18 protein-coding genes are annotated in these 20,833 nt (G+C 64.6%); 11 read left to right on the forward strand and 7 right to left on the reverse strand.

All coding sequences use genetic code 11. The annotated features are described in order from the left end of the window. The first annotated feature begins 18 nt into the window (after positions 1-18). From ACFSM0_RS02780 to ACFSM0_RS02815, 8 genes are all read left to right on the forward strand, one after another. Positions 19-1,362 carry a flagellar hook protein FlgE gene (locus tag ACFSM0_RS02780; RefSeq protein ID WP_377386802.1) on the forward strand — a complete coding sequence of 448 codons (1,344 nt, stop codon included), beginning with the start codon at positions 19-21 and terminating at the stop codon, positions 1,360-1,362. Between the two features lie 31 nt (positions 1,363-1,393). Beyond that, positions 1,394-2,836: a flagellar hook-associated protein FlgK gene (gene flgK / locus ACFSM0_RS02785; RefSeq protein ID WP_377386804.1), complete on the forward strand. Its 1,443-nt coding sequence runs from the start codon at positions 1,394-1,396 to the stop codon at positions 2,834-2,836. Position 2,837: 1 nt separating this feature from the next. Continuing rightward, entirely contained in the window at positions 2,838-3,851 is a 1,014-nt protein-coding gene (locus ACFSM0_RS02790; RefSeq protein ID WP_377386806.1) for a flagellin, read from the forward strand. Then, positions 3,848-4,957, forward strand: coding sequence for a flagellar basal body P-ring protein FlgI (locus ACFSM0_RS02795; protein ID WP_377386809.1), 1,110 nt, complete (start codon positions 3,848-3,850; stop codon positions 4,955-4,957). The genes ACFSM0_RS02790 and ACFSM0_RS02795 overlap by 4 nt, the downstream gene beginning before the upstream one ends. A gap of 86 nt (positions 4,958-5,043) precedes the next feature. After that, on the forward strand, positions 5,044-5,706 hold the full coding sequence (locus tag ACFSM0_RS02800; RefSeq protein WP_377386812.1) for a CerR family C-terminal domain-containing protein: 663 nt from the start codon (positions 5,044-5,046) through the stop codon (positions 5,704-5,706). Beyond that, complete coding sequence (locus ACFSM0_RS02805; protein WP_377386815.1) at positions 5,703-6,650, forward strand: HlyD family secretion protein; 948 nt, start codon at positions 5,703-5,705, stop codon at positions 6,648-6,650. The genes ACFSM0_RS02800 and ACFSM0_RS02805 overlap by 4 nt, the downstream gene beginning before the upstream one ends. Beyond that, complete coding sequence (locus ACFSM0_RS02810; RefSeq protein ID WP_377386818.1) at positions 6,647-7,567, forward strand: ABC transporter ATP-binding protein; 921 nt, start codon at positions 6,647-6,649, stop codon at positions 7,565-7,567. Before ACFSM0_RS02805 ends, ACFSM0_RS02810 begins: the two co-directional genes overlap by 4 nt. Beyond that, a complete protein-coding gene (locus tag ACFSM0_RS02815; RefSeq protein WP_377386821.1) occupies positions 7,564-8,700 on the forward strand; it encodes an ABC transporter permease in 1,137 nt (378 codons plus the stop codon). The genes ACFSM0_RS02810 and ACFSM0_RS02815 overlap by 4 nt, the downstream gene beginning before the upstream one ends. Positions 8,701-8,731: 31 nt before the next feature. On the opposite strand, the gene xylA is transcribed toward ACFSM0_RS02815, so the two are convergent. The 5 genes from xylA to xylF all read right to left on the reverse strand — a co-directional run bounded on the left by xylA (position 8,732) and on the right by xylF (position 14,619). Then, entirely contained in the window at positions 8,732-10,033 is a 1,302-nt protein-coding gene (xylA, locus tag ACFSM0_RS02820; protein WP_377386824.1) for a xylose isomerase, read from the reverse strand. After that, the gene (gene xylB / locus ACFSM0_RS02825) at positions 10,030-11,466 is read right to left on the reverse strand and encodes a xylulokinase (RefSeq protein ID WP_377386827.1); all 1,437 of its coding nucleotides are present in this window, start codon (positions 11,464-11,466) and stop codon (positions 10,030-10,032) included. The genes xylA and xylB overlap by 4 nt, the downstream gene beginning before the upstream one ends. Next, on the reverse strand, positions 11,466-12,227 hold the full coding sequence (locus ACFSM0_RS02830; protein ID WP_097069860.1) for an ATP-binding cassette domain-containing protein: 762 nt from the start codon (positions 12,225-12,227) through the stop codon (positions 11,466-11,468). Before ACFSM0_RS02830 ends, xylB begins: the two co-directional genes overlap by 1 nt. After that, positions 12,224-13,513, reverse strand: coding sequence for a sugar ABC transporter permease (locus ACFSM0_RS02835; RefSeq protein WP_377386831.1), 1,290 nt, complete (start codon positions 13,511-13,513; stop codon positions 12,224-12,226). Before ACFSM0_RS02835 ends, ACFSM0_RS02830 begins: the two co-directional genes overlap by 4 nt. Positions 13,514-13,599: 86 nt before the next feature. Continuing rightward, entirely contained in the window at positions 13,600-14,619 is a 1,020-nt protein-coding gene (gene xylF / locus ACFSM0_RS02840) for a D-xylose ABC transporter substrate-binding protein (protein WP_377386834.1), read from the reverse strand. Positions 14,620-14,834: 215 nt separating this feature from the next. On the opposite strand from xylF, the gene ACFSM0_RS02845 reads away from it, so the two are divergent. Both ACFSM0_RS02845 and ACFSM0_RS02850 read left to right on the forward strand, forming a co-directional pair. Then, positions 14,835-16,103: an ROK family transcriptional regulator gene (locus ACFSM0_RS02845; RefSeq protein WP_377386837.1), complete on the forward strand. Its 1,269-nt coding sequence runs from the start codon at positions 14,835-14,837 to the stop codon at positions 16,101-16,103. Next, on the forward strand, positions 16,100-17,587 hold the full coding sequence (locus ACFSM0_RS02850; RefSeq protein ID WP_377386840.1) for a CRTAC1 family protein: 1,488 nt from the start codon (positions 16,100-16,102) through the stop codon (positions 17,585-17,587). Before ACFSM0_RS02845 ends, ACFSM0_RS02850 begins: the two co-directional genes overlap by 4 nt. Here ACFSM0_RS02850 and ACFSM0_RS02855 read toward each other — a convergent pair. After that, on the reverse strand, positions 17,584-18,921 hold the full coding sequence (locus tag ACFSM0_RS02855) for a cytochrome-c peroxidase (protein ID WP_377386843.1): 1,338 nt from the start codon (positions 18,919-18,921) through the stop codon (positions 17,584-17,586). The genes ACFSM0_RS02850 and ACFSM0_RS02855 overlap by 4 nt on opposite strands. Further along, positions 18,894-19,922, reverse strand: coding sequence for an L-glyceraldehyde 3-phosphate reductase (gene mgrA, locus ACFSM0_RS02860; protein ID WP_377386846.1), 1,029 nt, complete (start codon positions 19,920-19,922; stop codon positions 18,894-18,896). The genes ACFSM0_RS02855 and mgrA overlap by 28 nt, the downstream gene beginning before the upstream one ends. A gap of 92 nt (positions 19,923-20,014) precedes the next feature. On the opposite strand from mgrA, the gene ACFSM0_RS02865 reads away from it, so the two are divergent. Further along, positions 20,015-20,827: a YihY/virulence factor BrkB family protein gene (locus tag ACFSM0_RS02865; protein WP_377386849.1), complete on the forward strand. Its 813-nt coding sequence runs from the start codon at positions 20,015-20,017 to the stop codon at positions 20,825-20,827. Positions 20,828-20,833: the final 6 nt, after the last annotated feature.

The following is a 20,833-nucleotide window of genomic DNA, read 5'->3' on the forward strand; positions in this document are numbered from 1 at the left end:
CAGCAGAAAGGCGCCCCCATGTCTATCTCTTCCTCGCTCAACGCCGGTGTTGCCGGTCTTGCCGCCAATGCCACGCGTCTTGCGACGATTTCTGACAACATCGCCAACTCGGGCACATATGGCTACAAACGCGCCACGACCGATTTCGAGAGCATGGTGCTGGCCCAGTCGGGCGGCTCGGGCACTTATTCGGCGGGTGGCGTGCGCGCCTCGACCGGGCGGCTGATTGACGAGCGCGGCTCGCTCGTTTCCACCTCGAACGCGATGGACCTCGCGATTTCCGGGCGTGGGTTCCTGCCGGTTGCCACCACCGCGGGTCTTGTCAACGGGCTCGGGTCGCAACCGCTGCTGATGACCACCACCGGCTCGTTCCGCACCGATGCCGATGGCGTGCTGCGCACCGACTCGGGGCTCGTGCTCCTGGGCTGGGCCGCGAATGCCGATGGCACGATCCCGACTCAGCCGCGCGATACGACCGCCGGGCTTGAGCCGGTTGTGATCAACGCCAACCAGACCGCCGGCGACCCGACCACGGTGATGAACCTCGGCATCAACCTGCCCGCCACCGAAACCGAAGCGGGCGCCAGCGGTGCGAGCTTGACCTCCTCGGTGGAGTATTTCGGCAACCTCGGCACCTCGAACACGCTCGAAGTGACCTTCACGCCGACGGTCCCGGCCCCGGGCAGCACCGCCACCAACGAATGGACGATGACGATCGTCGATACCGCCACCACAACCGACCCGCTGGGCCTCGGCACCGGCGTCCTTGGCACCTACACGCTGACCTTCGACAATACGTCGACCAGCGGTGGCACGCTCAAGACCGTGGTGCCCACCGGCGCCAGCCCGACCTATGACGTTACAACCGGCAAGCTCAACTTCTCGGTCGCCGAGGGTCTGCAAAACATCGAGATGACGATCGGCAAGATCGGCGACACCAATGGCCTGACCCAGCTTGCCACCGATTTCGCGCCCACCTCGATCACCAAAGACGGCTCGCCGGTCGGCAGCCTCACCGGTGTGGAGATCGACGAGAACGGCTTCATCCTCGCCACCTATGACACGGGCTTCATCCGCACTGTCTACCAGATCCCGCTGGTCGATGTGTCGAATGCCAACGGCCTGAACGCGCTCGACAACCAGACGTTCCAGGTCTCCTCGACCTCGGGTTCGTTCTATCTGTGGGATGCCGGCGACGGTCCGACGGGGTCGGTCGAGGGCTATGCCCGCGAAGGCTCTGCCGTCGACGTGGCGGAAGAACTGACCAACCTGATCCAGACGCAACGCGCCTATTCGTCGAACGCCAAGGTCATCCAGACCGTCGACGAAATGCTGCAAGAGACCACCAACATCAAACGCTGAGGCCGGCGCGGCCAGCGACAGGAGCTGAACGATGGGCATCACAAACGCCTTCAACAACGCAGTCTCCGGGCTGACCGCTTCCTCACGCAAGGCCGAGATCGTCTCGGCCAACGTGGCCAACGCGATGACAGAGGGCTACGCCCGCCGCGAACTGTCGATCTCCGCCGAAACTCTCGGCGGTGACAACGGCGGCGTGCGTATCCTTGGCGTCAACCGCATCGTCGACAAGGCCCTCCTGCAAGACAAGCAATTGGCCGATGCCGCTGCGGCCAATGTGGATGTGAAAGTGGATTTCTTCGCCAATATCGAGGCGGAGATCGGCAATCCGAGCGAGCCCGGCTCGCTCAGCGAATCCATTTCGAACTTCGAAAACGCCTTGCTCAGTGCCGCGAGCATGCCCGACAGCACCGCGCGCCTGACCGCGACGGTCAGCACCGCAGAGACGATTGTCACCAAGATCAACGCGATTTCGAGCGAGATCCAGCAAAGCCGGCTCGATGCCGACCATGCGATTGGCAAACAAGTCGACATTCTCAACGAATCGATCGCCCGGATCGACGATCTGAACCACGCGATCACCTCGCAGCTTTCCACCGGGCGCGATGCCAGCGCGCTGATGGACGAGCGTCAGATGGTGCTCGACCAGATTTCCGAGATCGTGCCGATCAAGGTGGTGGACCGCGACAACAACCAGATCTCGATCTTCACCAAGAGCGGGGCGATCCTGCTCGACGGGAAACCCAACGAGCTTGCCTTTTCGCCCGCCAGTGCGATGAGTGCGACCTGGAGCCAGTCCTCAGGGCTGTCCGGGCTGACCTTGAACGGCCAGCCGGTCTCCACGCTTGAAAGCGGCATGTTCGGCGGGGGCACGCTTGCGGCCAATTTCGCGATCCGCGACGAACTTGGGCCGGAAGCTCAGGCCAATCTGGATGCGGTGGCACGCGATCTGATGACGCGGCTCGAAAGCGTCGACGTTGATGCCACCGGCGCCGGGCTGTTCACCGATGCGGGCAGTGCATTTGACGCAACCAAGGAAGTCGGCCTCGCCGGGCGGTTGCGCCTGAATGCGGCGGTTGACCCGGACCAGAGCGGCAGCGCTGTGTGGCGCATGCGCGACGGGCTCGCCGCGACAACCCAGGGCCCCGCCGGTGATTCCAGCCTGCTCAGCAGCCTCGCGACGGCGCTGAGCACAGAAACCGTGCCTGCCTCCGGCGCCATGGGCAGCTCGCAACGCTCCTTTGCCGGGCTCGCCGCGAGCCTTTTGTCCAATGTCTCCTCGGATCGGCAATCGGCGGAACTGACCCAGAGCTTCACCAGCGCGCGGCAGCAATCGCTCAACGATATGGTGCTCGGCCAAGGGGTCGACACGGACTACGAGATGCAGAACCTGCTCGTGATCGAGAAGGCCTATTCCGCAAACGCCAAGGTGATCGCGACAATCGACGCCCTGATGCAACAACTGCTGGAACTGTGAGATGAAGTATATTTCCGTTGGCGACATGGCGCAGACCTACATGATGCGCAACCACCAAGCCCAGCTCAAAACCACGATGACCCGGCTGTCCGACGAGCTGGTGACGGGGCTGGCGAAGGATGTCGGCGCGGCTGTCGGCGGCGATTTTACCGCGCTCGCCGCAATTACCCACTCGCTGCAACGAACCAATTCCTACAATCAGGCCGCAACCGAGATCGCGCTCAACGCCAGCACGCAGCAAGCCTCGCTGGAAACGTTCCAGTCCCATGCGCGGGAGGTCAGCTCGGCCCTGATCTCCGCCGGCACGCTCGGCGAGGCCTCCACGGTCGACGCGACCCTTCTGGATGCCGCGCTGCGCTTTTCCTCGATTGTCGATTCGCTCAATGTCTCTGTCTCGGGCCGCTATGTGATGTCCGGGGTGGCAACCGATACGCGCCCGGTCGCCACCTCCGATGATATTCTCACGAGCCTGAAAAGTTTGACCGCCGGGATGACCAGCTCCACCGATATCATCACTGCCGTCAACACCTGGTTCGATCAACCTGAGGGCAGCGGCAGCGGCTTCATTGACGAAGCCTATTTCGGCTCCACCAAGGCGACCGCGCCGATTCCGGTCTCGGAAACGGAAACCGCGCAGCTGACGCTGACCGCCACCGATCCGGCGATCCGCAACATGCTCAAGGGCTTCGCCATCGCATCGCTTGCCACGGATACCAGTCTGTCGCCCGCAACCCGAGCCGCGCTTTCTTTCTCTGCCGGAAACCAGATCTTGAGCGCCGAGAACGAGGTGACAACGGCCCGTGCCGGGCTGGGGTCGATGGAAGCGCTGATCAGCGAGGCGCAGACCCGCAATGAAACCCAGAAAACCGCGCTCAATCTGGCGCAAAAGGATTTGATCGGCGTCGACGAATATGATGCGGCCACCGCGCTTGAGGCCGTCCAGTCGCAGCTCGAAACGCTCTACACCCTGACTTCGCGCCTGTCGCAACTGTCGCTGACGGATTACATCAGATGAAATCGCTGACCAGACTTCTGCTTCTTCTCCTTGCCCTCATGGTGCCGACGCTGAGCCTCGCCGCCCCGATCCGCATCAAGGATCTGGTCGAGTTCGACGGCGTGCGGGGCAACGATCTGGTGGGCTACGGCCTCGTGGTCGGCCTCAACGGCACGGGCGACGGCATCCGCAACGCGCCCTTCACCGAAGAGATCATGGCAAACATTCTCGAACGGCTTGGTGTTAACGTTAACGGAGAGCAATTCCGCCCGAAAAACGTTGCCGCCGTCATGGTCACGGCCACGCTTCCCGCCTTTGCCCGCGCGGGCGGCAAGATCGACGTGACGGTCTCGGCCATCGGCGATGCCAAGAGCCTTCTGGGCGGCACGCTGATCATGACCCCGCTCAACGCCGCCGATGGCGAGATTTACGCCGTGGCGCAGGGCGCGGTGATCGCCGGCGGCGTCTCGGCGCAGGGTCAGGCCGCTTCGGTCGTGCAAGGCGTGCCGACCTCGGGGATGATCCCGTCGGGCGCGCATATCGAGCGCGAAATCGGCTTTGAGCTCAACAGCCTCTCTTCGATCCGGCTGGCGCTGCGCGAGCCCGATTTCACCACTGCGGAGCGGATCGAAAGGGCGATCAACTCCGAATTCGGCAAGCGCATCGCCTCGATGAACGATTCCGGCACGGTGACGGTGAACATCGGCGCGGCGGGCATGCGCTCGGCCGCCCATGTGCTCGGCCGGCTCGAAAACCTCGATGTCGAACCCGAACAGCGCGCCCGCGTGGTCGTGGACCAGCGCTCCGGCACGATTGTCATGGGCGAAGATGTGCGGATCTCGCGCGTCGCCGTCAGCCAAGGCAACCTGACGCTGCGGGTGCAGGAAACGCCCCTCGTCGTGCAGCCCAATCCGTTCTCGCGTGGCGAGACCGTGGTGGTGCCGCGCACCCAGGCCTCGATCGAGCAAGGCCCCGGCATCAAAATGGCCGAAGTGCCCGAAACCAGCTCGCTTTCGGATGTGGTGGCCGGTCTCAACGCGCTTGGCGTCAGCCCCCGCGACATGATCGACATCCTGAAGAGCATCAATGCCGCCGGTGCGCTGCATGCCGAATTTGTGGTGAACTGAGCCCTTTTCTCGGCCCGACCCGGCTCCGGCCGGGTCGGTTTTATTTTCGCCGTTGACTCAATCAATCGTCTGATTGAATTTGAGCCATGGCACGGCAAGACATCCCCACCGCCCTCACCGACCCCGGCACGGCTGGCGCCTTGCTCCGCGCGGCTGCCGAAATCTTTGGTCGCAAGGGGTTTGATGCGACCTCAACCCGCGAGATCGCCGCCGCAGCGCACACCAATCTGGCCTCCATCGCCTATCATTTCGGCTCGAAAGAGGGGTTGCGGCAGGCTTGCGCAAGCGCTTTTGCCCTGCATGTCGATACGCTGCTCGATCTCGCAGCACTCCCCACGCCCGAAACCGCCCCCGAGGCCGAGGCCCTCATCCTCACCATTGTCGAGCGCTTTGCCGCGCATATGGTGGCCGATCATGCGATGCAGCCGCTCGTTGCCTTCATGCTGCGCGAGGTGGCCGAAGGCAGCGCCGGGCTCGACATCTTTTATGATCGTCTCGTTGGCCCGACCCATGGCCAGCTTTGCCGGATCTGGCAAACCGCAACCGGCGCCCCCGCCGAGGCGCCTGAAACCCGGCTGATGATCTTCAGCGCCATCGGTCAGGTGCTTTACTTCCGCATCGGCGCGCCGGTCGTCAAACGCCGCATGGGCTGGACAGAGATCGGGGCCGCGGAATCGGCGGCCATCGTTGCCACGCTGAAATCGAACATCGCCGCGCTCCTTGCGCTGGACCGAAGGAGGCACGCATGAGCCTGTGTTCGCTGCCGTTGATCGCTGCGTTTTTCACCGCCTGCGCCACGCCCGTCGTGCTGGGCACCGGCTATGTCGAGGGAGAGCATCGCGCTTTGGCCCCGGTGGCCACTGCCGAGATCAAAAGCCTTGCCGTGGCCCGAGGCGCGCGGGTTGCGGCGGGCGCGGTGCTGGCCCGGCAGGAGGACCGCGATGCCCGGATCGCCGTCGATCAGGCGCGCGCCGCAGTCGCAAAGGCCGCAAGCCAGCTTGCCGATCTCAAGGAGGGCAAGCGCCCGCAAGAAATTCGGGTGATCGAAGCCGCGCGCGACTCGGCGCAGGCAAAACTGGCCGAGGCCGCGCGCACGGCCACGCGCACCAAGGCGCTCGCGGCGCGCGGCACCGCCACCACCACCGACAGCGACGATGCCGAAACCGCGCTCAACGTCGCGCGCGCTGCGCTCGCCGAGGCGGAGGCGAATCTCGCCGTGGCCGCCCTCCCCGCCCGCCCCGCGGCAATTGCTGCGGCAGAGGCGGCTTTGCGCGGCGCACGCGCCGATCTGGCAAAGGCGCAATGGGCACTCGACAAGCGCACCCTGACCGCCCCCGAAGCGGGGGTGATTTCCGACCTGCTGCTTTTTCCGGGCGAAATGGCGGGGCCGGGCGCGCCGGTGCTCACGCTCTTGCCCGATACCGGGGTGAAGCTGCGCCTTTATGTCGATGAGGCGAACATCGCCTCACTCCAGCCCGGCACAGACCTCGCCGTCTCCTGCGACGGCTGCGCACCCGGGCTGCGCGCCGAGGTAAGCTATATTGCCGAGGGGCCCGAATTCACCCCGCCGGTAATCTATTCGCTGCAGAACCGGCAAAAGCTTGTTTATCTGGTGGAGGCGCGCCCGGTTGGAGAGAGCCCCCTCAAGCCCGGCCAGATCGTCGATGTCACCCGCGCCGAGGCGGCGCCGTGAGCCCCGCGCCCGCGATCATCGTCACCGATCTGGTGAAGGTCTATGGCAGCCGCACCGTGGTCGATCATGTCTCGATGGAAGTCGCGCCGGGCGAGATCGTCGGCTTTCTCGGCCCGAACGGCTCGGGCAAAACGACAACAATCCGCATGATGTGCGGTCTGCTCACCCCCGATGGCGGCAGCGGCAAAGTGCTCGGCCATGACATTTTGCGCGCCCAGCGCGCGATCAAGCGCGAGGTGGGTTACATGACCCAGCGCTTCAGCTTTTACGAAGACCTGACAATCGAGGAGAACCTGCGCTTTGTCGCGGGGGTTTACGGGCTGGAACAGGGCGCGGTGGCGCAGGCGCTCGCCGACCTTGGCCTGACCACGCGCAAACGCCAGCTTGCGGGCGCACTTTCGGGCGGCTGGAAGCAACGCCTCGCCCTTGCCGCCTGCATCATGCACCGCCCGAAGCTTTTGATGCTCGACGAACCCACCGCCGGCGTTGATCCGAAGGCACGGCGCGACTTCTGGGACGAGATTCACGAGCGCGCGGCAGCGGGGCTGACCGTGCTTGTCTCCACCCATTACATGGATGAGGCCGAGCGCTGCCACCGCATCAACTACATCTCCTACGGGCGGCTGATCAGCCATGGCACGGTGGCCGAGGTGGTGGCGAATGCCGGGCTGACCACGGTGATCTTGCGCGGCGGAAACATCATGGCGGCGCAAAAGCGGCTCAAAGGCCACCCCGGCGTGGATCAGGTGGCCCCCTATGGCACCGATCTGCATGTGATCGGCGCCGATGGCGCGGCGCTTCGGCGCGCGGCCGAAGCCGTGGCGGCGGAAACCGGCGCCCGGCTCATTCCCGCCGAGACCGGGCTTGAGGATGTGTTCATTCAGCTCATGGGCGCCGCGCAGGACAACATGTCATGAGCCGGTTTTTGTCACTGCGCCGCCTTTTCACCATCATCGCCAAGGAGGCGGTGCAGATGCGCCGCGACCGGATCACCTTTGCAATGATGCTGGGCGTGCCGCTGATGCAGCTTTTCCTGTTCGGCTTTGCCATCAACAGCGACCCGAAGGGCTTGCCCGCCGCGCTTGTCGCCACGCCCGAAGACCGCTTCGCCCGCGCCATGGTGAGCGCGCTGGAGGTGACGGGCTATTACCGCTTCACCCACCCCTACGTTTCCGCCGCCGAGGGAGAGGCGCTGATCACGCGCGGCGCGGTGAGCTTTGTCGTCACCCTGCCCACCGATTTCGGCGCCAAGGTGTTGCGCGGCGACAGCCCGCAGATCCTGATCGAGGCGGATGCGAGTGACCCCGCCGTTGCCTCGGGCGCGATTTCCACCCTTGGCACGCTCGCCCGGCAGGCCCTCACCCGCGAGGCGGGCACAGAGGCGGAAACGCAAGCACAACAGGCCCGTCAGGTCGATGTGATCGTGCATCGCCGCTACAACCCGGAGGGCATCACGCAATACAACATCGTCCCCGGCCTTCTGGGCGTGATCTTGCAGATGACGATGGTGATGATGACGGCAATGGCGCTCACCCGCGAGACCGAGCGCGGCACGATGGAAAACCTGCTCTCCATGCCGGTGACGCCGATCGAGGTGATGCTGGGCAAGGTTCTGCCCTATTTCGTCGTGGGCGCGGTGCAGGTGCTCGTTGTGCTCACTGCGGCCAAACTCTTGTTCGGCGTGCCCTTCGTGGGCAGCCTCGGGCTGTTGCTCCTGGGCGTGCTGATCTTCGTGATGGCGCTCGTTGTGCTCGGCTATGTGTTCTCGACGCTTGCGCGCACGCAGATGCAGGCAATGCAGCTCACCTTCTTTTTCTTCCTGCCCTCGATCATGCTTTCGGGCTTCATGTTCCCGTTTCGGGGCATGCCCACCTGGGCGCAATGGATCGGCGAGGCACTGCCGCTCACGCATTTTTTGCGCCTCGTGCGGGCGGTGATGCTGAAAGGCGCGGGGGTCACGGACGTGGCGCAACCGCTCATCATCCTGACCGGCTTTGCGCTTGCCTTCTCGGCGCTGGCGCTGAGCCGGTTCCGCCAGACGCTCGATTGAAAGGGCCGCCTCGCGGCGGCCCGATCCTGCTTCAGACGAAGCGGTTCCAGAGGTTTTCGAGCCGCTCCTGCCGGCCAGAGCGCGGCTCGGGGTTGATCCCTTTCTCGCGCACCATCGCCTCGATGCTGGCGAGATCGGAGCCGAGCATCGCTTTTGCCTCCTCCGTCTCCCAGCCCGCATAACGCGCGCGCCGCTGCGCCTCGAGCCCGCCGTCTTCCAGGGCCGCCGCCGCAGCCTTGAGCGCGCGGGCACACACATCCATCGCCCCCACATGGGCGAGGATCAGGTCTTCCGGGTCAAGCGACTGGCGGCGGATTTTCGCGTCGAAGTTCGTGCCGCCGGTGGTGAAGCCCCCCGCACGCAGCACCTCGTAATAGGCGCGCGCCATCTCCGGCACGGAATCGGGGAACTGGTCGGTATCCCAGCCGGATTGGTAATCGTTGCGGTTCATGTCGATCGAGCCGAAGATGCCAAGCGAGGCCGCCAGCGCCAGCTCATGCTCGAAGCTGTGACCGGCCAAAATCGCATGGCCCTGCTCGATATTCACCTTCACCTCGCCCTCAAGCCCGAACCGCTTGAGGAAGCCGTAAACGGTCGCCACATCGTAATCATATTGATGCTTCGAGGGCTCTTGCGGCTTCGGCTCGATCAGGATCGCGCCCTTGAAGCCGATCTTGTGCTTGTACTCGACCACCATCTGCAAGAACCGCCCGGCATGTTCGGCCTCTTGCGTCAGGTCGGTGTTGAGCAGCGTCTCATAGCCCTCGCGCCCGCCCCAGAGCACATAGTTCTGCCCGCCAAGCTGCAGCGTCGCATCCATGCAGGTTTTCACCGTTGCCGCCGACCAGGCAAACACCTCCGGGTCCGGGTTGGTCGCGGCGCCAGACATGAAGCGGCGATGGCTGAACAGGTTCGCCGTGCCCCAGAGAAGCTTCGTGTTCGAGCCCGTCATCTTCTCGCCGATGTAATCGACGATGGCTTTCAGGTTGCGGGTGTTTTCGGCGAAATCCTTCCCCTCGGGGCGGATGTCGGCATCATGAAAGCAGAAGAACGGCGCCTGCAGAATGTCGAACATCTCGAACGCGACATCGGCCTTGAGCTTCGCAAGATCGAGCGTGTCGCCAAACCACGGGCGCTGCAAGGTCTGCCCGCCAAACGGGTCGCCCCCCGGCCAGGCAAAGCTGTGCCACCATGCAATCGCAAAGCGCAGATGTTCTGCCAGCGTCTTGCCCGCCACGACCTCTTCGGGGTTGTAGTGGCGGAAGGCGAACTCGTTCGTCGTCTGCGGCCCCTCGTAGCGGATCTGGGGGATACCCTTGAAGAAATCGGTCATGTCAGTCCTCGGATTGCGGCCTGCGCCGCACGGTAGCGGGCATGGCCTTCGTCAAATGCCGCCTCAAGCGCCCGATCAGGCTCTATCACGGCAGAAATTGCGGGCGGGTGGGCGATCTCTTCTCCCGCCCCGGTGGCGGCCATCAGGGCGAGCCGCGCCGCGCCGAAGGCGCCGCCAAAATCCCCCGCCACGGGCAGAGAGACGGGCGTGCCGAGCGCGGTGGCGATCATCGCGCACCAAAGGCGCGAGTTGGAGCCGCCGCCCACGGCCAACAGGCTCTCGATCCTGGTGCCGGTGGCGGCCAGCGCATCGCGGCAATCGCGAATGGCAAAGGTAACGCCCTCAAGCACGGCGCGGGTGGCTGCCGCGCGGTCGGTTGCATGCGCAAGCCCGATGAAGGCGCCGCGGATCGCGGCATCGTTGAGCGGCGTGCGCTCGCCCCCCAGATAGGGCAAAAACAGGGTCTTTTCCGGCCCTTTGAGCGGGCCCAGATCCGCCGTCAGATCCCGCGCGCTGGCGCCCGTCAGGCGGGCAAACCAGTTCAGCGCATCGGTGGCGGCGAGGATCACGCCCATCTGATGCCAGCGCCCGGGGAGCGCATGGCAAAAGGTGTGCACGGCGGTTTCCGGGTCCGGCTGGTAGCCATCGTTGGCGGCAAAGAGCACGCCCGAGGTGCCAAGGCTGACAAAGGCCTGCCCCGCCTTCACCACGCCAACCCCGATACCCGAGGCGGCATTGTCACCGCCGCCCCCCGCGACCACCACCCCCGCCGGCATGCCAAAACGCTGCGCAAGCTCGGGCCGGATCTGCCCCGAAACCTCGGAGCCCTCCACCAGCCGCGGCATCTGCGCGCGCTGCATGCCGGAGGCGGTGAGCAGCGCCTCTGACCAGTCGCGTTTGCCGGTGTCGAGCCAGCTTGTTCCGGCGGCATCAGACATCTCGGCCACATGCTCGCCGGTAAGCCAGAGCCGCAGATAATCCTTGGGCAAAAGCACCTTCGCCACGCGCGCAAACACGCCGGGCTCATGGCGCGCAAGCCAGACGAGCTTGGGCGCGGTAAAGCCCGGAAACACGATATTGCCCGAAAGCGCACGCACACCGGGCATCGCATCCAGCTCTGCTGCCTCGGCATGCGCGCGCGTGTCGTTCCACAAGATACAGGGGCGCAGCACGTCATCGGCGCCATCGAGCAACACCGCCCCGTGCATCTGCCCCGAGAGCCCGATGCCCTTGAGCGCGCCAAGCCCGGCCCCCGCAAGCTGGCTCAGCACCTTCTCGGCGGCGCCGATCCAGTCGGCCGGGGCCTGTTCCGACCACCCCTGCTGCGGGCGGGCAACCGAAAGGGGCGCGGAGGCCTCGGCCAGCACCTCCTGATCCTCATTGATCAAAATCCCCTTGAGGCCGGAGGTGCCCAGATCGAGGCCAAGAAACATCAGACCATCCCCCGATCCGGTGTCTTGCCAAGAATGATCATGCCAAGGATGTCTTCATCCGTGACCTGTTTCACATCGACCGTGCCGACAAGCTGGCCGTTCTTCATCACCGAGGCGCGGTCGCACAGCTTCATGACGTTGTGAATGTCATGCTCGATCAGGAAGATGCCGAGGCCCTGCGCCTTCAGCTCTTCGATCAGCTCGGCGACCATCTGCGTTTCATGCGGGCCGAGCGCCGCAGTCGGCTCATCCATGATCAGGATCTTGGCATTGAAATAGACCGCCCGCGCAATCGCCACCGATTGCCGCTGCCCGCCCGAAAGCGCCTTCACCGGCTCTTTGAACTTGCGGAAATTGGGGTTGAGACGGCCCATGATCTTGCGCGTCTCGGCCTCCATCTGCGCATCGTCCACAAAGCCCAGGGGCGTGACGAGCTCGCGGCCCAAAAACAGGTTCGAGGCGGCGTCGAGGTTATCGGCCAGCGCAAGGGTCTGGTAGATCGTCTCGATATTGTAGCGGCGCGCATCGCGCGGATTGCGGATCTCGGCCTTTTCGCCGTTGATGTAGATCGCGCCGCTGTCCATCTGATAGGCGCCCGAGAGGCATTTGATCAGCGTGGATTTGCCCGCGCCATTGTGGCCCAGAAGCCCGACCACCTCGCCCGGATGAAGGTCGATCGTGACGTGATCGACCGCCTTGATCCCGCCGAAAGCGATCGAGATGTCGCGCAGCTCGACGAGCGGTTTGCCTTGCCTCGTCATACCTTTTCTCCCGTCCGCTTGCGGTACTGAATGTCGATCCAGACAGCGAGGACAAGCACGCCCCCCACAACGATGTTCTGGAACGGCGCATCCACGCCCACCATCGCCATGCCCGATTGCAGTGACTGCATGATGATCGCGCCCAGCACCGCGCCATAGATCGTGCCGACGCCCCCGGCGAGCGCGGTGCCGCCGATCACGGCGGCCGCAATCACGCGCAGCTCATCGAGCGTGCCGATGTCATTGGTGTGGTTGGCAAGCCGCGCCTGCGCCACAATCGCCGAGATCGCGCAGAGCACGCCCATCAGCATGAAGATTTTCACCGTCAGCATGCGGGTGTTGATGCCCGAAAGCTCTGCCGCATCGGGGTTGCCGCCCGCCGCAAAGATGTAACGCCCAAGGCGCGTGCGCCGCGCGAGCAAGGTCATCACCACGGCAATCAGGATCAGGAGCAACACCGAGATCGGCAGGCCGTAGTAATCCACATAGCCCTCGGGCATGGTCTCGCCCGCTTGCTGGAACTGGCGTTTGAGCCGCCCGATCGGAATTTCGTAGCTGTTGAGAATGCCGACAAAGCCCATGATCGCGCCCACAGCAACCGCCATCATCACACCTTCGGCCCAAAGCGGCTTCACCGGAAATTCGTGCTGGATCTTTGCCTGACGGCCGCGCCAGAGCGCAAACACGGCAAGCGCGGAGAAAAGCGCGCCCAGCGCCCAGGAGATTGCGGAGCCAACCGTGCCCTCGACACCCCCGAACAGCCGGAAGGTCTGATCCAGCGGGCCGAGCGTCTGCCCGTCGGTCAGATACCAGCCCACGTTGCGCCAGATCAGCAGGCCGCCCAGCGTGACGATGAAGGCCGGAATGCGCTGATACCCGATCAGCCAGCCGTTGAACGCGCCGATCACCGCGCCGGTCACCAGCCCGCCGAGCACCGTCAGCGGCATGATGGCGGGGTGACCAAGGCCAAGATAGGCGGGCAGAAGCTGCACCTGAAGCACGCCCATCACCGCCGAACACATCGCCAGCACCGCCCCCACCGAAAGGTCGATGTGGCGGGTGACAATCACGAAAACCATCCCCGTCGCCATGATCGCCACGGAGACGGTCTGGATCGTCAGGTTGAAGATGTTGCGGGCCGTGAGAAAGCGCCCGTCAGTGATCAGGTTGAAGACGAGGCAGATCACGACGAAGGCGCCGATCATGCCCAAAAGGCGCGTATCGACCTCGAGCGATTGCATCAGCGTGCGCTTCGGGGCCGCCTCCTGCGGAGCGGGGATGTGCATGGGGGCATCCTTTAACGGGTCAAGCGGCGGCGCCCGCAGGCACCGCCGAAAGGGCGGCCCACGCTGGGGGCCGCCCGGATCTCATCTCAGTTGCAGGGCGCCGGGCCGTTCGTCACGCCTTGGCAAAGCGTGTCTTTCGGGATCCAGCCGGCATCGACAACCACACCCAGATTGTCTTTGGTGATCGGCACCGGGGCGAGGAACTTCGCCGTCATCTTGGTGCCCGCAGGCGAGGTCCATTCCACCGCACCATCGACCGAGGCCATATCCGCCCCCCCGGCCAGAGCGAGCGCGATTTCCGCCGCCGCCTTGCCCAGATCGCGCGAGTCTTTCCAGACCGAAACCGTCTGCGTGCCCAGCGCAACGCGGTTGAGCGCGGCAAAATCGGCATCCTGCCCCGAAACCGGCACCACCATGCCCTGCGCCGCCAGCGCCGCCACGGCGCCACCGGCGGTGCCGTCGTTGGAGGCGACCACGGCATCGACATGGTTGTCATTCGCGGTCAGGATCTGTTCCATGTTGCGCTGCGCATTCGCAGGCAGCCAGCCATCGGTATAGGCCTCGCCAACGATCTTGATATCGCCCGCGTCAATCGCCGCCTGCAGCACTTCCTGTTGGCCGCCGCGCAGGAAATCGGCGTTCGGATCGGTGGGCGAGCCCTTGATCATCACGTAATTGCCCTTCGGCGCCAGCGCATAAACGGCGCGCGCCTGCATCCGCCCCACCTCGACGTTGTCAAACGTCAGATAAAAGGCGCGGGGGTCTTCGATCAGACGGTCATAGGCGATGACCGGAATGCCTTCATCCGCCGCCGCCTGCACCGCCGGGCCAATCGCCGCGGTGTCCTGCGCCAGCACGATCAGCGCATCGACGCCCTGCGCCATCAGCGATTCGATATCGGAGAGTTGCTTGGCCGAAGATGATTGCGCATCTGCGGAAACATAGGTGGCGCCCGCCGCTTCGAGCGCCGACTTGATCGCCGCCTCATCGGTTTTCCAGCGCTCTTCCTGGAAGTTCGACCACGACACGCCGACAGTCATATCCGCAAAAGCCGTGGTGGTCAGGCCTGCCGTCAGCGCGACGGCGGCCAGAAGGGTCTTGTACATGTGCTCCTCCCAGAGTTTGGCCCGAAGGCCCCCGACGGATTCGTCGGAATGGGCGCAGGATGGGCCTGTTAATTTTAGTTGTCAAAATAAAATTGACCGGCAACAATGGAAAGCGAGTGGAGAACTGGCCAGATTTGCCGCAATGCGGCGAAATTCTCCGCTTTGCTGCGGTATGGATGCGTTTTTTTGTTAAGCCGACGAACGAAAGAGACGGGATGAGACAGATCGCACCTATCGGACGGGCTTCCGTCGGCTGCGGGCCGCTGATCCAGCCGCTCACCGATACGGCCCGCCCGCTGCGCCAGCAAATTTTTGAGCGCGTGCGCGCCGCGGGGCAGATGGCGCGGGTGCAATTGGCCAAGGAGCTTTGCATTTCGCCCGCTTCCGTCACCACGATCACCTCCGAGCTGATCGACGCCGGCCTGCTCGAAGCGGTGGAGACGCTGCGTGAGGGCGAGGGCGGGCGCGGCCGCCCGGCCGTGGCGCTGCGCGTGCGGCCCAACACCCGCCTTGTCGTCGGCATCAAGCTTTCAGACCGCGAGCATACCGCCGTTTTGGTCGATTTTGCGGGCACCATGCTCGCGGGCGAGGCAATCCCGCGCGATCCGGGGCCGATGGCGCTCGACGCCATTCTGGATGCCGCCGAACGGCTTCTGGACCGCGTTTGCACCCGCGCGGGCGTCGCGCGCGAGGCGGTGGAGGCGGTCGGGCTCGGCGTGCCGGGGTTTGTCGATTGCGACTCGGGCGTGGTGCATTGGTCCCCGGTGCTTTTGCACCGTCACGTGGCCTTGCAGGCGGCCTTGCGCGCCCGCCTTGGCCGGACCGTCTTTGTGGATAATGACGCCAACCTCGTGACCTTGGCCGAGCTCTGGTTTGGCGCCGGGCGCAGGCTCTCCGATTTTGCCGTGGTCACCATCGAGCATGGCGTGGGCATGGGCTTTGTCATCAACCACCGCATCTATCGTGGCTCGCGCGGCATGGGGATGGAGCTTGGTCACACCAAGGTGCAGCTTGATGGTGCGCTGTGCCGCTGTGGCCAGCGCGGCTGCCTGGAGGCTTACGTGGCCGATTATGCGCTGGTGCGCGAGGCGCAAACGGCACTGAACCTGCCCCTGGGCGAGATGCAATCGGTGGGGGTGATGCTTGAGAGCCTGTTCGATCACGCCAAGGCCGGCAATGCCGCGGCGCGCTCGATCTTCCGGCGCGCCGGGCGGTATCTGGCGGTCGGGCTCTCCAATATCGTCAACCTGTTCGACCCGGAACTGATCATCCTCTCGGGCGAGCGGATGCGCTACGATTACCTTTATGCCTCCGAAACACTCTCCGAGATGCATGCGATGATGCTCGACACCGGCCGCGACGCGCCGCAGATCGAGACCCACGCTTGGGGCGATCTCCTTTGGGCACATGGGGCGGCAGCGCTGGCGCTGCATGAGCTGACCGAGCACCTGCTTGGCCCAAGCCGGGAGCTGGCGGCAGAATGAAACGGCTCGCGCTCTGCCTCATCGCGTTTCCGGCCTGTGCAGAGCCGCTTTTTGTCGATGACGCAGCGGGCCTGCCGCAGCCGCAAATCTATGCCGGCGGGTGGGAGCATTTTGTGGGCGGCGGTGTTGCGGTGCTCGATTGCAACGCGGACGGGCGGCCCGATCTTTTTGCCGCGGGGGGCGCGAACCCGGCGGCGCTCTTCATCAACCGGTCCGAACCGGGCGGCGCCTTGCGCTTTGATCAAGGCGATATAGAGCCTGTCTTGGCCGTGACCGGCGCCTATCCGCTCGATATCGACAGCGACGGAACCCTCGATCTTGCCGTGCTGCGCGCCGGGCCCAACCAGCTTTGGCGCGGTCTGGGCAATTGCCGGTTCGAAGAGGCCACCGAAGCCTGGGGCCTGCCCACCCGCGACGACTGGACCACCGCCTTCACCGCAACATGGGAGAAGGGGCAGGAGTTCCCCACCCTCTTCTTTGGCAATTACGTGGACCGCGGCGATGCCGATGGCCCTTTCGAAGCCTGCGATAAAAGCGCGCTCTTCCGCCCGGAAGGCCAGAAATACGGCGCAATAGAGCCTATTTCGCCGGGCTATTGCGCGCTCTCGGCGCTGATCAGCGACTGGCAGCGCAGCGGCACGCCGGACCTGCGGATCTCCAATGACCGGCATTATTACGTGCGCGGCGGCTATGAACAAATGTTCCGCCTGAACCCGTTTGCCGAGCGCCAAGACTGGCCACATGTCTCGCTTTGGGGCATGGGGATCGCGAGCCGCGATCTCACCGGCGACGGGCGCCCCGAGGTGATGATGACCTCGATGGGCGATCAGCTTTTGCAGATCAACCGCGGCGATCATTTCGAGAATGCGCCTTACAGCCTCGGCACCTATGCGCAGCGGCCCTTTTCTGGCGAGGATGGCCGCCCCTCAACCGGCTGGCATCCCGCCTTTGGCGATGTGGATAATGACGGGCGGGTTGATCTCTTCATCGCCAAGGGCAATGTCGACCAGATGCCCTCGAATGCCTCGCATGATCCGAACAACCTCTTGATGCAGGGGGAGGACGGCACCTTCCATGAAACGGCCGCGCAGGCCGGGGTTGCCAGCACCGCACGCGCGCGCGGCGCGGCACTCGTTGACCTCAACGCAGACGGGCGGCTCGATCTCGTGGTGATGAACCGGCGCGCACCGATGGAAATCTGGCGCAATGCAACCGAAGAAACCGGCCATTGGGCTGAAATAGAGCCTGTTCAGAAGGCGCCAAACACCCGCGCCATCGGCGCCTGGGTGGAGCTGCGCGCGGGCGCGCATTCCGAGGCGCAAGAGGTCACGGTGGGCGGCGGGCATGCAGGCGGCATGGCAGGGCCCCTGCATTTTGGGCTTGGCACCGCAACAGCCGCACAGGCGCGGGTGATCTGGCCTGATGGCATCGCCGGGCCGTGGCAGACCGTGCCGCTCGATACGGTCACCCGGATCGCGCGTTAACGCTCCACCGGCAGCCCGCTCGGCACGGCCTCTGGGACACCAAGGCGCCCCTTGAGCGCGACCGGGTCCGAAAGCGTTGCCAAAAACGCCATCAGCGCCGCCACATCTGTGGCGCGCAGCACTTGGCCCGGCCCCGCCGCAGCGCGGATCGCCGCCAGATCCTCGGGTGTCTCCATCTCGGCCCAATCGGGCTTTGTCTTTGTCAGATCGGGCAGCACCGCCTGCGCCCGGTCATAGCCCGCCAGAGCCGCGCCGCGCTGCGCGTGATCGGCGATGAAGCGCGCCAGATCGCTGTGGCTGCCCGCATGCCCCCAGGGGCCGGTTTCCATCACATTGCGCAGACTCGGGGTGCGGAAGGCAAACATGTCTTCCGCATGCCCGGTCACGCGAAACCGCCCCTCGTCACGCGCGTGCTGCTCGAACCGCTCCGCCTTGCCGGGGCCAAGCTGCGGCGCCCCCATCGCATGAAAGCCCTGATCGCTCAAGAGCGGGCCGGAATGGCACGTTGAACACCCCGCGGCGCCGTAAAAGAGATCTGCCCCCTGCGCCGCCTCGGGCGCAAAAGCCGCCTCGCCGCGCAAAACCGCATCAAAGGGGCTCTGATCCGAGCGCCATTCAAAGGCAATGAACTGGGCGATGGCGTTTGAGATATCGGTGAAGGCGAGGGCCCTGCCGGCCGCAATCTCCGGGTAGGCCCGCGCGAACGCCTCTCTGTAAGCCGGGACCGCCGCAACCCGCGCCGAGATCCGGCTCCAGGCGCCATTCTCGCCGGTGATGAAGCCCGAGCGCACCGCCTTCGCCACCTCGTTTTCGTTGTAATGCCCCGCCATCTCATCAGGCGAAAGCACCGGAAACATCGTCTGCGCCGAAAGGACCGAGGCAAAGCCCGTCACCATCTCCTCATCCATCGGTGTGCGCATTCCCGAGGGGCGGCTCGGATCAACCCCGATCCGGCCATCGTGGAAGAGATGGGTCACCTCCCGCGCGCCAAGGTTAAAGAGCGCGGGCGAGTTGCGCGGAATGCGCTGTTCGGGCGTATTTTCCGCCGTGACATGGCGCTCTGCCCCAAGGCCCAGAGCCCCCTCGCCAAGCCCGAGGCTGAGCCCGTCAGAGGTGCCAAAGCGCGGATGGTGGCAGCTCGCGCAGGAAATGTTGCGGTTGCCCGAGAGGATCGGATCATAAAAGAGAAGCTGACCGAGCCGCACCTGCTGCATGTCGAGCGGGACAAAATCCACATCCGTCAGCGGCTCCGGCAGGGCCTCTGCCTGCACGGAAGTGGCAAGAAAAAGCCCGATCAGAGCCTGTTTCAGCGATCTTCCGAGGATCTTGCCCATAGGTTGATGGCCTCGTCCTGAGCGTGGATGTCGATCTCGGCCAGCTCTTCTGCCGTGAACGACAGATTGTCGAGCGCGCCGACGCAATCGGAGACCTGTTCAGGTTTGGACGCACCGATCAGCGCCGAGGTGACCCCGCCGCGCAGCACCCAGGCAATCGCCATCTGCGCCAGCGACTGCCCGCGCCGCGCCGCAATCGCATCGAGTGCGCGGATCTTGTCGAGCGCCTGCGGTGTCAGCGTCTCGGGGGCCAGAGATTTGCCCTGCGCCGCCCGCGCCCCTTCGGGAATGCCCTTGAGGTATTTGTTGCTCAACAGCCCCTGCGCAAGCGGCGTGAACGCGATCGTCCCCACCCCGAGATCGGCAAGCGTGTCCTGGAGCCCATCGCGCTCGATCCAGCGGTTGAGCATGTTGTAACTGGGCTGATGGATCAGCAGCGGCACGCCAAGATCGCGCAGGATCTGCGCGGCCTCACGGCTGCGCGCCGCATTGTAAGACGAGATCCCGATGTAAAGCGCTTTGCCCGAGCGCCAGATCTGCTCCAGCGCCCCCATCGTCTCCTCAAGCGGTGTCTCGGGGTCGAAGCGGTGTGAATAGAAGATATCGACGTAATCAAGCCCCATCCGGCGCAGCGATTGCTCGCACGAGGCGATCAGGTATTTCCGGCTGCCCCACTCGCCATAGGGGCCGGCCCACATGTTGTAGCCCGCCTTCGAAGAGATGATCATCTCGTCGCGGTAGCCGGCAAAATCGGTCTTCAGAATCTCGCCAAAGGCTTCCTCTGCCGAACCGGGTGGCGGGCCGTAGTTGTTGGCCAGATCGAAATGGGTGATGCCGAGATCGAAGGCCCTGCGGCAGATCGCGCGTTTCGTGGCATGGGCCGTGTCATGTCCGAAATTGTGCCACAGGCCAAGCGAGATCGCCGGCAGCTTCAGCCCGGAGCGGCCCGAGCGGCGATAGACCATCCGCTCATAGCGGTTGGCGGCGGGAGTATAGGTCATTGTGTCCTCCAGTTGTGCAAGCAGATCACAGCCCCAAGGCTTGCGCAAGGCGCTCGGAACGCTACTTTTGAACGACGAGGAAAGGAGGTTTCATGCGCTTTCTGGTCAGACTGAACGACCGGCTGGGCCGGACCAACATCTTCCTGATCTCTGCAGGCGTGGCCTTTTACGCGATGCTGGCCGTGTTTCCGGGGCTGACGGCAACAATCTCGATCTGGAGCACCGTGGCCGATCCGATCGTCATTCGTGACTATCTCGAAGTGGCCGAGAACTTCATCCCGCCCGAGGCCTATGCCATTCTCGATGCGCAGGTGAGCGGGCTTGTCAACGGCCCGCGCGGCACGCTGGGCTGGGGCACGCTGGTCTCGATCCTGTTTGCGCTCTGGTCCGCCCGCGCGGGGGTGGATGCGCTGATCAAGGGGCTCAACCTGATCCACGGCAGCCGGGCGCGCGCCACCTTCCTCAGTTTCGCCTTTGGCTATGCGATGACGGCGGCACTTGTGGGGGTGATGCTTCTGGCCATGGCCACCATCGTCGCGGTGCCGGTGATCGTGAACTACCTGCCGTTTCATGCGCTTCTGAACTGGCTGCTGACCTGGTTTCCGTGGCTGGCGATGGTTGGGCTGATGCTCTCGGTGCTCGGCGTGATGTATCGTTTCGCGCCCTACGAGCCCGCGCAGCGCGACCCGTTCTTTTCGCTCGGCGCCGTGGTGGCCACATTTTTGTGGGGTGCGGCCTCGCTCGGGCTCACCTATTACCTTGCGAACTTTGGCAGTTACAACAAGGTCTATGGCTCGCTTGGTGCGGTGATCGCGCTTTTGATGTGGCTCTATCTTGGCGCATTCTCGGTGCTCTTCGGCGCCGCGCTCAATGCGGTGCGGGCCGAAGAGCCCTCCGAGACCTGAGCGGCA

Source organism: Rhodobacter lacus, from assembly GCF_042683065.1.
GTDB classification, from domain to species: Bacteria; Pseudomonadota; Alphaproteobacteria; order Rhodobacterales; family Rhodobacteraceae; genus Rhodobacter; species Rhodobacter lacus.